Below are 14,174 nucleotides of genomic sequence, written 5' to 3' on the forward strand. Positions count from 1 at the left end.
CGATGCCCACACCCCCTCACCGCCGCCCCGAACTGCTCGCGCCCGCCGGCACCCTCGACATGATGCGCACCGCCTTCGCCTACGGCGCCGACGCGGTGTATGCCGGGCAGCCGCGCTATTCGCTGCGCGTGCGCAACAACAGCTTCGGCCAGCTCGACACGCTCGCCGGCGGCATCGACGAGGCCCACGCCGCCGGCAAGCTGTTCTACCTGGTCGCCAACATCTACCCGCACAACGCCAAGATCCGCAGCTTCGAGGACGACATGGCGCCGGTGATGGCCATGAAGCCCGATGCGCTGATCATGGCCGACCCCGGCCTGATGATGATGGTGCGCGAGCGCTGGCCGGAGACGGACATCCACCTGTCGGTGCAGGCCAACACCACCAACTACGCCTCGGTGCGCTTCTGGCAGTCCGTGGGGGTGAAGCGCATCATCCTGTCGCGCGAGCTGTCGCTGGACGAGGTCGCCGAGATCCGCGACGCCTGTCCGGACATGGAGCTCGAGGTGTTCGTCCATGGTGCCCTGTGCATCGCCTACTCCGGCCGCTGCCTGCTGTCGGGCTACTTCAACCACCGCGACCCCAACCAGGGCACGTGCACCAATAGCTGCCGCTGGGACTACAAGCTGCACGAGGCGGGCGAAGGCGGCGCCGGCGACCTGCAGGCCCGCGGCAACATGCCGATCGGCAATCCCAGGGACGCCGGCGCGGTCGGCACCGCCACCCGCAGCAAGCTCGACACCGTGCAGGGCCTCGCCCTGGGCGGCGGGCCGCGCCACATCGGCGGCAGCAAGGTCTGGCTGCTGGAAGAAGGCACCCGCCCCGGCGAGCTGATGCCGATCGAGGAAGACGAGCACGGCACCTACATCCTCAACTCCAAGGACTTGCGCGCCATCGAGCACGTGCAGCGCCTGGTGGAGATCGGCGTCGATTCCCTGAAGATCGAGGGCCGCACCAAGAGCCCCTACTACGTCGCCCGCGCGGCCCAGGGCTACCGGCGCGCGATCGAGGACGCGGTCGCCGGGCGCCCCTTCGACCCGCGCCTGCTCGGCGAGCTCGAAGGGCTGGCCAGCCGCGGCTACACCGACGGCTTCTACCAGCGTCATTCCACGCCCGAACACCAGAACTACCTGCGCGGCCACTCCGAATCGGGCCGCAGCCTGCTGGTGGGCGAGGTGGTTGGCTGGGACGCCGCACGCGGCCTGGCCGAAGTCGAGGTCAAGAACGGCTTCGGCGTTGGCGACCGGCTGGAGTTCGTGCAACCGGGCGGCAATCATGAACTGCTGCTCGACCGCATCGTCGACGCCAACGGCGACGCCGTCACGCGCATCCCGGGCAGCGGCCGGCGCGTGTGGCTGCCCTTGCCGCAGGGCGCCGATCCCGCACAGCCCTGCTTCATCGCGCGCTTTCTCTGATCCCGCGCGGCAGAGCGGCTACCCTGTCGCCTTCTGCCCGCCCGCACGGCCCAACGCCATGATCCTGAACATCGACCTCGTTTCCGACTTCGTCTGCCCCTGGTGCTTCCTCGGCAAGGTGCGGCTCGACCGTGCCCTCGAGGAGCTGAAGGCTTCGCGCCCCGACCTCGACGTGCGCGTCAACTGGCTGCCCTTCTTCCTCAACCCGGACACGCCCGCAGCCGGGGAGCCCTACCGCGCGTTCCTCGAAGCCAAGTTCGGCGGTCCGATCAAGGCCGAGGCGGTGCTCGACAAGGTGCGCGACGCGGCCTCCGACGACGGCCTGCAGTACGCCTTCGAGCGCATCCAGACCCGTCCCAACACCTTGCAGGCGCACCGCCTAATGTACCGCGCCCAGTCCATCGGCCAGACGCCGGCACGCATCCGCATGCTGGCGAGCGCACTGTTTGCCGCCCACTTCCAGGAGGGTCGCGACATCGGAGACAAGGACACGCTGGCCGACATTGCCGCCGCGTGCGGCGAGCGCCGCGATGCAGTGCGTGCCTACCTCGATGGCCGTGAAGACCTCGACAAGGTCAAACGCATGGCCGAAGGCGTGCGCAAGCAAGGCATCGAGGGCGTGCCCTTCTTCATCCTCAATCGCAAGCTGGCGGTGTCGGGTGCGCAGTCGGCAGCGGTGCTGGGCGCGGCGATCCTGCAATCGCTCGAGACCGGCAAGCCGTCCTGAAGCGACGGCGTGGCGTCACGGAACGCATGACGCCGGCGCGCGTCTGACCGAGCGACGACGTTCACCGCTGCCCGCATGACCACGCCACTGCTCTCCCCCGCCGACCTCGACGCCCTCGCCCGCGCCCGTGCGCTGCTCGAGCGCCCGAGCCTGACCGCGCGGCTCAGCAGCCTCGTCGGCAGCCCGCTCGAGAAAGGCATGGCGCATCTGCCCGCGAGCTGGCGGGGCAAGGTCGGCGCAATCGCGCACGACGCGCTGCTGAAGGCGATGGACACGGCGGCGAAGACACTCAAGCCCGAAGCGCGCGACGCCTCGCCGCGCCTGCACAAGCTGCTCGGTTCGGTCAGCGGCGGCGCTGGTGGCGCCTTCGGCCTGGCCGGACTGGCGGTGGAGATCCCGGTGTCGACGGTGCTGATCATGCGCGCCATCCTCGACATCGCCCGCGCCGAGGGGGAGGACATCGGCAGCGCACGGACGCGGCTGGCCGCGCTGGAAGTGTTCGCGCTCGGTGGCAGCAGCCGCAGCGACGACGCGGCGGAGTCCGGCTACTACGCGGTCCGTGCGGCGCTGGCGACGACGGTAGGCGAGGCGGCCCGCCATCTGGCGGAAAAGGGCCTGACGAGCGAAGGCGCGCCGGCGCTGGTGCGGCTGATCACGCTGGTGGCCGCACGCTACAAGGTCCAACTGACACAGAAAGCCGCCGGCATGCTGGTACCCGGCATCGGCGCAGCCGCCGGCGCCGGCATCAACCTGATGTTCATGAACCACTTCCAGGACGTCAGTCGCGGCCACTTCACCGTGCGCCGGCTGGAGCGGCGCTACGGCGCCGAGGCCGTGCAGGCCGCCTGGCAGGCGCTCGAGGCCGCGCGCTAGCCACCCAGGGCCATGAACGCAGGCCAGGCTAGGGGCACGCTGAAGTGGAAGCCTTGCGCCACGTCGCAGCCCTGCTCGCGCAACACCTTGAGGTGGTCCTTGTTCTCGACGCCTTCGGCGACGACGCGCAGGTCCAGGCTCTGCCCAAGCGAGATGATGGCTGCCACCAGCGCGGCATCGCGCGTGTTGCGGTCAATGCCACGCACGAACAGGCGATCAATCTTGAGCTCCTCGATCGGGAAGCGCTTCAGGTAAGCCAGCGACGAATACCCCGTACCGAAGTCGTCGAGCGCCAGCCGGACGCCTAGCGCGCGCAGCCTGTGCATGCGCACGATCGACGAATCGACGTCGTCCATCAGCATGGTTTCGGTAACTTCGAGCGTCAGCAGTTCCGGCGGCATGCCCGTCTCCTTCAGCACGCGGTCGACGACCTCGACGAAGGCGTCGTCACGGAACTGGCGGGCCGAGATGTTCACCATCATGCGCAGGTCGCCGCGCCCGGCCTTGCGCCACGCGCGATGATGCTCACAGGCATTGCGCAACACCCATTCGCCGATCGGCACGATGAGCCCGGTTTCCTCAGCGAGCGGAATGAAGTCCGCCGGCGACACCAGATCGAGTTCGGGATGGCACCAGCGCAGCAAGGCCTCGGCGGCGACGATCGCTCCGCTCTGCAGGTCGATCAGCGGCTGGAAGTGCAGCAGCAGTTCGTCGCGCTTGAGCGCGCCGTGCAGCGCGGTCTCCAGCGCAAGGTGCTCGAGCGAGCGGGCGTTCATCGCCGGCTGGTAGAGCTGGTAGCTGTTGCGCCCGTCGTCCTTGGCGCGATACATCGCGACGTCCGCGTTCTTGATCAGCGTCGTCGCGCTCTTCGAGTCATCGGGGCAGATGCTGATGCCGATGCTGGTGGTCACCACCAGCTCGCGGCCGTCGATGACCACCGGCCGGCGCAGCGCCTCGACGATACGGCGCGCGGTGACGACCGCATCCTCGGGCCCGTCCAGGTTGCACAGCACGATCAGGAACTCGTCGCCGCCCATGCGCGCGACGGTGTCGTCCTCGCGCAGACAGGCGCGCAGGCGCTTGGACACCTCGACCAGCACGCGGTCGCCGATCTCGTGGCCGAGGCTGTCGTTGATGCGCTTGAAACGGTCGAGGTCGACGAACATCACCGCCAGGCGCTTGCCCGATCGCGACGCATGCGCGAGTTCGACGGCAAGCCGGTCTTCCAGCAGGCGGCGATTAGGCAGGCCGGTCAGCGGGTCGTAGTAGGCGAGGTCGCGGATGCGCGCCTCGGTTTCCTTGAGCGGGCTGATGTCGGTGAACAGCGCCGCGTAGTGGGTCAGCGTGCCGTCGTCGTCGGTGATCGCCGCGATGTGCAGCAGGGCGGGGTAGATCTCGCCCGACTTGCGGCGGTTCCAGACCTCGCTCTGCCACTGGCCCTCGGCCTTGAGCCGCTCCCACATGCGGGCGTAGAAGGCGCCGTCATGCCGCCCCGAGGACAGCATCGACGGACGCTGGCCGACGACCTCTTCGGCGCTGTAACCGGTGAGGCGGCAGAACGCGGGGTTCACCGACACGATCCGTGATTCGGCATCGGTCACCATGACGCCTTCGAGCGAGTTCTCGATCACCTTCTCGGCAAGGCGCAGGCTGCGCTGCGACGAATGCAGCGCCTGGTCGCGCGCCTGCAGCGCATGCTGCAGCTCGTGCAGGTAAGCGAGTTCCATGCCGCCGATGATGTCGCCGAAGCTGATCAGATCGGCCAGGGTGCCATCCTGCCGCAGCACGCCGATGTGACGGAAGCGACGCTCGGCGAGCAAGGTGCGCACCCGGTACAGGCTGTCGTGTTCCTGCACCGTCAGCAAGGGGCGGTTGGCGACCGCGTACAGCGGCTGCTCGGCCTCGCACTGCGCCACCATGCGCGTGACGTCGCGCTCGGTGATGATGCCGTAGCGCCCCAGCGGATCCTCGGCGGCCTCTGGCCCGAAATCGACCACGATCGCATCGGTCGCCTGTTCCCGCATGCAGCGCGTGGCCTGGCCGAGCAGGGCGTCCGCGGGCAGGGTGCGCAGCCCGCCCTTGACCAGGGACTCCACCTTGCGCAGACGCAGGTAGTGCTCCACCCCCTGGTTGAGCACGACATCCGACTGCGAGACGATGCCGCAGGGCCGCCCCTGGTCGTTCTCGACCAGGTAGTGGCGCACATGCTCCTCACGGAAGCGTAGCGCGAGTTCATGCAGCCCGATCGTCGCCGGCACGGTGCGCACCGGCGCACTCATCACACTGCGAATCGGCTGCGAGAATGTGCGCACATCGCGGAAATCGATCGCAAGCGCGTCGCGTTCGGTCCATATGCCCACCACGTCGTCGTCATCGACGACGACGATGGAGCTGACACGATGCTCGCTCATGAGGCGCGCGGCTTCGAACACCGGCAGTTCGGGCGAGCATTCGAGCAGGTCGGGACGCGCAATCGCGCCCACGCACACAGCATCGTTCGCCGTGAGATGCAGGGAATCGTCAAGCATGCGGCGCAGGCAATCTTGTTGGGACATCGGCAAAGGACCCGACTCGCGCCGAGACGGTGCGAAGCAGGCCATGGAAACGGCGACCCGCGATTGTCGCACCCAAAACGGGGAATGAACGCCCACTATTCAACACTTGCTCGTAATTCGTCGATGTCATGACGGCATGTCGCACTGACCGCCCGCTTGCGCCAGAGCCGTCCTGCGAACACCATGCAGGCTGTTCCACCCGGAGTTCAAGCGATGCAGACCACCACCCTGACGATCAGCGGCATGCGCGACGAGCAATGCCTGCGCCTGGTCACCAACGCCATCCAGGACCTGCCGGGCATCGGCTATCTCGAGATCTCGCTCGAGACCGGACAGGCGACGATCGAGCACGGCGTTTTCGTGTCCCCGGCCGACATCTACCAGGCCGTCGAGGACGCCGGTTTCAGCGCGCGCTGAGGCTTGCGGCAAACCGCGGGGCGCAGGAAACCTTCGGCGGCGTCGCCCGGTCCATTGCGGGTGTCTTCAGCAACCCTGCTCTCCATTCCGCGCTTCGCCTCCGGCGGCCTTGCCTTCGTGGATATCGAAACCAATGGCGGCCCCGCACAGCGCGCGTCGATCACCGAGATCGGCATCGTCCAGGTCGACGAGGACGGCGTGCGCGAGTGGTCGACGCTGATTCGTCCAGCCTCGCGCATCCCGGATTACATCCAGCGCCTGACCGGCATCGACAATGACATGGTGGCCGATGCGCCCACCTTCGCCGAAGTGGCCGACGAAGTCTTCGACCGCCTGGATGGACGGCTCTTCGTCGCGCACAACGCACGCTTCGACCATGGCCACCTGCGCGCGGCCTTTCGTCGCGCCGGGCTCGACATCCGGCCGCAGGTGCTGTGCACGGTCAAGCTGTCGCGGCGACTGTTCCCGGAATACCGCCACCATGGGCTTGACCACCTCATTGCGCGCCACGGCCTGGCCGCCAGCGCCCGCCACCGTGCACTCGCCGACGCAGCGCTGCTGTGGCAGTTCTGGCAGAAGATCCACTCGCATTTCGCGCCCGGCCACATCGAGCAGCAGGTCCGCGAGCTCATTGGTCATCCGAGCCTTCCGCCACATCTGGCCGCCGAACAACTCGCCGACCTGCCCGACGCCCCAGGCGTCTATCTGTTCTACGGCGAGCGCGACGGCCACGCCAGCCTGCCGCTCTACGTCGGCAAGAGCACCCGCCTGCGCAGCCGCGTGCTGTCGCACTTTGCCGCCGACCACCAGAGCGACCGCGAACTGAGCCTGAGCCAGCAGGTGCGGCGCATCGACTGGATCGAAACCGCCGGGGAGATCGGTGCGCTGCTGAAGGAAGCCGAACTGATCAAGCAGCTCCAACCCACCCACAACCGCCTGCTGCGACGCAACCGTGACCTGTGCACCTGGCGGCTCTCGGCCGACATGGTCGGTGACTGGCAGCTCGAACTCATGCATGCCGCAGACCTCGACTTCGGCCGGCACGATGACCTTTTCGGCCTGTTCCGCAGCCGGCGCGAGGCGACCAACCGTCTGCGCGCGCTCGCCCGCGACCACGCACTGTGTCCGCCATTGCTGGGGCTCGAGAAGCACACCCCCGGGGCACGCTGCTTCGACTTCCAGCTCAAGCGCTGCCGCGGCGCCTGCAACGGCGGAGAGTCACCCGCCGCGCACGGCCTGCGACTGATCGAAGCACTGCACGGCCTGAAGCTCGAAAGCTGGTCCTGGACCGGACCAATCGGCCTGCGCGAGGGAACGACACTTCACGTTGTCGACGGCTGGCGCTTCCTCGGCAGCGCGCGCAGCGAAGACGAACTGGCCGACGTGCTCGAACGCGGCCGGCCGGCGTTCGACATGGATATCTACAAGATCCTGGTGAGGGCGGTCGGGCGCCTGCCTGTCGTGCCGCTGCATGCCGTCCCACCCCCTTCAGGCGCGGCTCGCTGACGGGATACGTGCACAAATTCCTTTGGCACGCATGTCTCCCGCCCTCAGGCATCCATCCGGGATGGGCAGTCGATGACATCCGTGGCAGCATAGCCGCTCGACTCAAGAACGAATCCGCATCGGTCGCGCATGAATCTGGATCAAAGCGTTCACCTGCAGCGCCGAATTCACCGCTTTGCCGTGATGGGCATTCTCATCACAGGGCTGCTCGTGGCGCTCGCAACAGCGATCCCGATGTATCGCCATGCGTACACCCTGGTCTCGAACTCGCACATGGAAGGCGTGCGTGCGCAGGCGCAGGCGGTCGGCCAGTACCTCGAGAAGGCTACCGAGCTCGCACGGCAGATCGCGAGCCGCAGTGCCGTGCGCGACAAGCTTGCGCAGTACAACCGCTGGGAGATCAGTCTCGCGGAGATGGTCCAGTTCTCGGCACCACGTATCCGCGAAGCGCTCGACCAGGCAGGCAACATCGCGGGCATGGTCCGTTACGATGCAGAAGGAAACCCGGTACTCGAACTCGGTATCGCCCTGCCTGACGCTGCGCAGGCCCTGGCCGGCCCGAATGCCATCGCCACCCGGCGCACCGGGCCGGTCACGACCGCCGACGGTCACTATCTGCTGGTAAGCGCGCCGATCCTGTCGCGAGAAGGCGAACTTGTGGGTACCGACGTGCTCGCTTTCGGGCTTTCGCAGCTGCAGGCACCTTTGACGCTCGCGCATGGCTCCCTGCCACGCACCCGGCTGCTGGTGTTCAACGGCGAAAGCGGTACCACCGTTGAACTGGCGGCGACGGGCGCCGTCCTCCGCATCTTCGACGCGACGGAGTCAGCGCCCGTCTATCTGCGCCGTGCCGTCGATGGACCGGCAGGCCAGCAGCACGTGGCACGCAACGGGCCGGATGACATGGTGTTCTATACGGCAATTCGCGAGATGCCGGGCTGGAGCTTCGCCTACTCGATCCAGGCCAGCGACTTCTACCGCCCCGTGCTGTGGCAGATCCTGCTGCCACTGTCGATGATCGCGCTGCTGGTCAGTGCAGGCGCCGTACTCACGGCACGGACCATCCGGCCCATGGCCGAACGCGCACTGCAGCAAGCGCGCGAGCTCGCTGAACTCGGCGAAAGTCGGCAACTTGCCGCCAGCGTTTTCGACGCCAGTCCCCAGGCAGTCCTCATCATGGACGCTTCGCACCGCATCATCGAGGCCAATCGCGCAAGCATCAGCATCACCGGCTATCGCCAGTCCGAACTGCATGGCAAGCCGCTGTGCGAGACCCTGTTCCGTCCCGAAAGGCGCGCCGCATGCGACGAAATGCTGTGGCAGCGCGTCGATGCGCACAACGGTTGGCAGGGCGAAACCGAGCTCGTGCGTCGTTCCGGAGAGGTCTTTCCCGCCTGGCAGAGCGTTACCCCGGTTCATGACGCCAGTGGCGTCATACGCCACTATGTCTGCATGTTCACCGACATCGGCGACGAGAAGCGGGCCGAGGAGAGGATTCGCCATCTCGCTCATCACGACCCCCTTACCGAGCTTCCGAACCGTGCCCTGCTCACCGACCGCCTCGCACACGGGCTCGATCGCGCGCGCAGGCACGGAACCAGGCTGGCCGTCCTTTTCATCGATCTCGATCGCTTCAAGTACATCAACGACAGCCTGGGCCACCCTGTTGGTGACAAGCTGCTGAAGGTCGTCGCCGACCGTTTCACCACGGCCTTGCGGGAAGAAGACACCCTATCGCGCATCGGCGGCGACGAGTTCGTAGTGATTCTGGAGGATCTCGGTGCCACCGATGATGCCGCCCGGGTCGCCGGAAAGTTGCTCGAGGTGCTGGAGACGCCCCTGCAGGTGGAAGGTCATGAGCTCTTCATCGGGGCGAGCATCGGCATCAGCCTATTCCCGACTGATGGTGACTCGATCGACGCGCTCGTCCGCTGCGCCGACTCGGCGATGTATCGGGCAAAGGAAGCCGGGCGCAACACCTTCCAGTTCTTCACGCCCGAGCAAGCCCGTGAGAGTCGCGAACGCTTCGAGCTCGAACGCGATCTGCGCCAGGCCGTGGAGCGGGGCGAGTTGCGTCTGCTCTATCAGCCACAGGCGGACTGCGTCACTGGCCGCATTGTCGGTGTCGAGGCACTGGTGCGCTGGCAACACCCGACGCGTGGGCTCGTTTCCCCAGACCTCTTCATACCCCTCGCCGAAGAAGTCGGCTTCATCGGCAAGATCGGCGCTTGGGTGCTCCACACTGCATGTGCGCAAGCGCGTCGCTGGGAAGAAGAGGGTCACGACCTGCGCATCGCAGTCAACTTGTCCGGCCAGCAGATCTCGCGTGATGGCCTCGTTGAGCTCGTACATGATGTGCTCGCCAGGACCGGACTTTCACCCCAGCTACTGGAACTCGAGATTACCGAAGGTCACCTCCTGCAACGCGTTGAGCATTGCATCTCGACCTTGCGGGATCTGAAGTCGCTGGGCGTAACCCTCGCGATCGATGATTTCGGCACGGGATACTCCTCGCTCAGCTACTTGAAGAAGCTACCTGTCGACCGCCTGAAGATCGACCGTAATTTCGTCGAAGGAATCCCTGACGACCGCGACGACGTCGCCATCGTCGCCACCATCCTGTCCATGGCCCGCAACCTCGGCCTCGAGGTGATCGCCGAGGGCGTGGAAAACGATACTCAACTCACTCACCTCCGCAACGCCCACTGCACCGAGTATCAGGGCTACCTCCTCAGTCGCCCTGTGCCGCCAGCCGAAGTCGAAGCTTTGCTGGACGCTGTAGCGTAAACCTCGTGGCACAAGCTGATCTGTCTCGGGATTTCCGGACCACGTGAAGCTTTAGAGCAAGGCTTCCTTGCGATGAGGAAGTCATGAGAAAGAGTCGTCTTCCCGAAGCCCAGACGCTTGCGATCCTGCGTCAAACCGATAGAAATTCGGTCGCGGAGTTCGCCAAGAAGCACGGCATCAGTGATCAGACAACGTAAGGCTGAAGCCGGCCCGGCGGCATGATGCCGCGCTCGCGCATCCAGCGATGGAGCTGTTTGGCGTTCAGCCCGTTGGCCAGTGCCACGCCGGCCACTGACATCCGGGCTCACGGCAGACCGAGATCACCGACTGTTTGAAGGCTTCGCTGTGCGTGCGCCGCGTCCGGCGCGGGATGACGACATCCATCGTGTCCACCATCGAACTTGATGGACACGATCTTCAATGGGCTAAGCGGTTAGGGGAAGGTGGTTTCGCTGGACGCTTACGGCCTTGGCGCGCAGTTTCTGTTTGTTCGGATATATTTGTGTTGACGTAAAAACGCCCAGACATCGTTTTGATGCTGGGCGTTTTTTTTGGTTAGTCTGACGATGACCTACTTTCACGAGGGCAATCCTCACTATCATCGGCGCGTTTGTGTTTCACGGTCCTGTTCGGGATGGGAAGGTGTGGTACCACAAAGCTATGGTCGTCAGACTTTGACTTGTTACCTGGGGTTGATCCAGGCCAAAGCGGGAAGAAGTGTTGTGTGATTGGGTGTTTTTTGACACCGGTGTTACGAGTTTGTCTTGAATAAGGTTATAGGATCAAGCCACACGGGCAATTAGTATCGGTTAGCTTAACGTGTTGCCACGCTTCCACACCCGACCTATCAACGTTGTGGTCTTCAACGACCCTTCAGGGGGCTCGAGGCCCCGGGGAAGTCTCATCTTGAGGCGAGTTTCCCGCTTAGATGCTTTCAGCGGTTATCTCTTCCGCACATAGCTACCCGGCGATGCGACTGGCGTCACAACCGGTACACCAGGGGTGCGTTCACTCCGGTCCTCTCGTACTAGGAGCAAGCCCTCTCAAACTTCCAGCGCCCACGGCAGATAGGGACCAAACTGTCTCACGACGTTTTAAACCCAGCTCACGTACCACTTTAAATGGCGAACAGCCATACCCTTGGGACCGGCTACAGCCCCAGGATGTGATGAGCCGACATCGAGGTGCCAAACTCCGCCGTCGATGTGAACTCTTGGGCGGAATCAGCCTGTTATCCCCAGAGTACCTTTTATCCGTTGAGCGATGGCCCTTCCATACAGAACCACCGGATCACTATGACCTGCTTTCGCACCTGCTCGACTTGTGGGTCTCGCAGTCAAGCCACCTTTTGCCATTGCACTATCAGTACGATGTCCGACCGTACCTAGGTGACCTTCGTACTCCTCCGTTACCTTTTGGGAGGAGACCGCCCCAGTCAAACTGCCCACCATGCACGGTCCCCGATCTGGATTCACAGACCTGGGTTAGAACCTCGACGACACCAGGGTGGTATTTCAAGGACGGCTCCACCAGAACTAGCGTCCTGGCTTCATAGCCTCCCACCTATCCTACACAAATCCCGTCAAAGTCCAATGCAAAGCTACAGTAAAGGTTCATGGGGTCTTTCCGTCTAGCCGCGGGGAGATTGCATCTTCACAAACATTTCAACTTCGCTGAGTCTCAGGAGGAGACAGTGTGGCCATCGTTACGCCATTCGTGCAGGTCGGAACTTACCCGACAAGGAATTTCGCTACCTTAGGACCGTTATAGTTACGGCCGCCGTTTACCGGGGCTTCGATCAAGAGCTTGCACCCCATCACTTAACCTTCCGGCACCGGGCAGGCGTCACACCCTATACGTCCACTTTCGTGTTTGCAGAGTGCTGTGTTTTTAATAAACAGTCGCAGCCACCGATTCTCTGCGGCCCCTTCGCCCTTCGGATGTACTCCTACAAGCTAATGGGGCATACCTTCTCCCGAAGTTACGGTATCAATTTGCCGAGTTCCTTCTCCTGAGTTCTCTCAAGCGCCTTGGTATTCTCTACCAGCCCACCTGTGTCGGTTTGCGGTACGGTCACTCTATGACTGAAGCTTAGAGGCTTTTCCTGGAAGCAGGGTATCACTCGCTTCGGACCCGAGGGTCCTCGTTATCATGCCTCAGCTTAGCCGCGCGGATTTGCCTACGCAGCACGCCTACACACTTGAACCACCTATTCCAACAGATGGCCGAGCTAACCTTCTCCGTCCCCCCATCGCATCATAGAGCGGTACAGGAATATTGACCTGTTTCCCATCGACTACGCATTTCTGCCTCGCCTTAGGGGCCGACTCACCCTGCGCCGATGAACGTTGCGCAGGAAACCTTGGGCTTACGGCGAGGGTGCTTTTCACACCCTTTATCGCTACTCATGTCAGCATTCGCACTTCCGATACCTCCAGCATCCCTTACGAGACACCTTCGCAGGCTTACGGAACGCTCCCCTACCACGTGTCAAAGACACATCCGCAGCTTCGGTTCATGGCTTGAGCCCCGTTACATCTTCCGCGCAGGACGACTCGACTAGTGAGCTATTACGCTTTCTTTAAAGGGTGGCTGCTTCTAAGCCAACCTCCTAGCTGTCTATGCCTTCCCACCTCGTTTGCCACTTAGCCATGCATTTGGGACCTTAGCTGGCGGTCTGGGTTGTTTCCCTCTTGACACCGGACGTTAGCACCCGATGTCTGTCTGCCGTATATCACTTTGCGGTATTCGGAGTTTGCTATCGCGGGGTAGATCGCAGTGACCCCCCCAACGATTACAGTGCTCTACCCCCGCAAGTGTCCGTACGACGCACTACCTAAATAGTTTTCGGGGAGAACCAGCTATTTCCGGATTTGTTTAGCCTTTCACCCCTATCCACAGCTCATCCCCTAACTTTTCAACGTTAGTGGGTTCGGACCTCCAGTACCTGTTACGGCACCTTCATCCTGGCCATGGATAGATCATCCGGTTTCGGGTCTACGCCCAGCAACTCTGACGCCCTTATCAGACTCGCTTTCGCTACGCCTCCCCTACTCGGTTAAGCTCGCTACTGAACGTAAGTCGCTGACCCATTATACAAAAGGTACGCAGTCACCCCTTTCGAGGCTCCCACTGTTTGTATGCATGCGGTTTCAGGATCTATTTCACTCCCCTCCCGGGGTTCTTTTCGCCTTTCCCTCACGGTACTGGTTCACTATCGGTCGATCACGAGTATTTAGCCTTGGAGGATGGTCCCCCCATCTTCAGACAGGATTTCTCGTGTCCCGCCCTACTTGTCGCACGCTCAGACCCGCCACCGGCTTTTCGCATACGGGACTATCACCCTGTATCGTCGGACTTTCCAGACCGTTTTGCTAAGCTGATGGTTTAGTCGTGCAGGCTGCTCCGCGTTCGCTCGCCACTACTTGCGGAATCTCGGTTGATTTCTGTTCCTGCGGCTACTTAGATGTTTCAGTTCGCCGCGTTCGCCTCCTCAGACCTATGTATTCAGTCTGGGATACCCCTTGCGGGGTGGGTTTCCCCATTCGGACATCGTGGGATCAAAGCTCTATTGCCAGCTCCCCCACGCTTTTCGCAGGCTTACACGTCCTTCATCGCCTGTGATCGCCAAGGCATCCACCACATGCACTTAGTCGCTTGATCCTATAACCTTAGTGCCTCTTGTCGAAGCACCGGTCATAAGACGAACTCGTTTGTGCGATCACACCACTGCTGACAACGGTGATGTGATCAATGCAATCACACAACTTGCAGTACGCACCGGCTCGGTACGTACTACACTTCTTCCACTTTGTTAAAGAGCGAACCTCAAACAACCGACAGTTTGCGCTGCCGATCGAGAAGTCAGAGATGATGACATCGCTATCGTCATGT

At 63.3% G+C, this 14,174-nt stretch carries 7 protein-coding genes and 2 rRNA genes; 6 read left to right on the forward strand and 3 right to left on the reverse strand.

The annotated features are described in order from the left end of the window. The first annotated feature begins 2 nt into the window (after positions 1-2). From trhP to AC731_RS13765, 3 genes are all read left to right on the forward strand, one after another. The gene (gene trhP, locus AC731_RS13755; protein WP_048706926.1) at positions 3-1,415 is read left to right on the forward strand and encodes a prephenate-dependent tRNA uridine(34) hydroxylase TrhP; all 1,413 of its coding nucleotides are present in this window, start codon (positions 3-5) and stop codon (positions 1,413-1,415) included. A gap of 58 nt (positions 1,416-1,473) precedes the next feature. Further along, positions 1,474-2,142 (forward strand): DsbA family oxidoreductase, encoded by a 669-nt coding sequence (locus tag AC731_RS13760; protein ID WP_048706929.1) that lies wholly within the window; start codon positions 1,474-1,476, stop codon positions 2,140-2,142. Positions 2,143-2,217: 75 nt separating this feature from the next. Beyond that, positions 2,218-3,015, forward strand: a complete 798-nt coding sequence (locus AC731_RS13765; RefSeq protein WP_048706931.1) for an EcsC family protein — start codon at positions 2,218-2,220, stop codon at positions 3,013-3,015. Here AC731_RS13765 and AC731_RS13770 read toward each other — a convergent pair. After that, positions 3,012-5,543, reverse strand: a complete 2,532-nt coding sequence (locus tag AC731_RS13770) for an EAL domain-containing protein (protein ID WP_082794335.1) — start codon at positions 5,541-5,543, stop codon at positions 3,012-3,014. The genes AC731_RS13765 and AC731_RS13770 overlap by 4 nt on opposite strands. 240 nt (positions 5,544-5,783) lie before the next feature. On the opposite strand from AC731_RS13770, the gene AC731_RS13775 reads away from it, so the two are divergent. The 3 genes from AC731_RS13775 to AC731_RS13785 all read left to right on the forward strand — a co-directional run bounded on the left by AC731_RS13775 (position 5,784) and on the right by AC731_RS13785 (position 10,280). Next, positions 5,784-5,987: a heavy-metal-associated domain-containing protein gene (locus AC731_RS13775; RefSeq protein ID WP_004263698.1), complete on the forward strand. Its 204-nt coding sequence runs from the start codon at positions 5,784-5,786 to the stop codon at positions 5,985-5,987. Between the two features lie 54 nt (positions 5,988-6,041). Further along, entirely contained in the window at positions 6,042-7,493 is a 1,452-nt protein-coding gene (locus AC731_RS13780; protein ID WP_205626597.1) for a 3'-5' exonuclease family protein, read from the forward strand. A gap of 129 nt (positions 7,494-7,622) precedes the next feature. Then, complete coding sequence (locus AC731_RS13785) at positions 7,623-10,280, forward strand: bifunctional diguanylate cyclase/phosphodiesterase (RefSeq protein ID WP_053085818.1); 2,658 nt, start codon at positions 7,623-7,625, stop codon at positions 10,278-10,280. Positions 10,281-10,838: 558 nt separating this feature from the next. On the opposite strand, the gene rrf is transcribed toward AC731_RS13785, so the two are convergent. Together rrf and AC731_RS13800 are read right to left on the reverse strand one after the other, a co-directional pair. Next, positions 10,839-10,952 (reverse strand): 5S ribosomal RNA (gene rrf / locus AC731_RS13795). Positions 10,953-11,058: 106 nt separating this feature from the next. Next, a 23S ribosomal RNA gene (locus AC731_RS13800) occupies positions 11,059-13,943 on the reverse strand. Positions 13,944-14,174 lie beyond the last annotated feature (231 nt).

Source organism: Thauera humireducens (assembly GCF_001051995.2).
GTDB classification, from domain to species: Bacteria; Pseudomonadota; Gammaproteobacteria; order Burkholderiales; family Rhodocyclaceae; genus Thauera; species Thauera humireducens.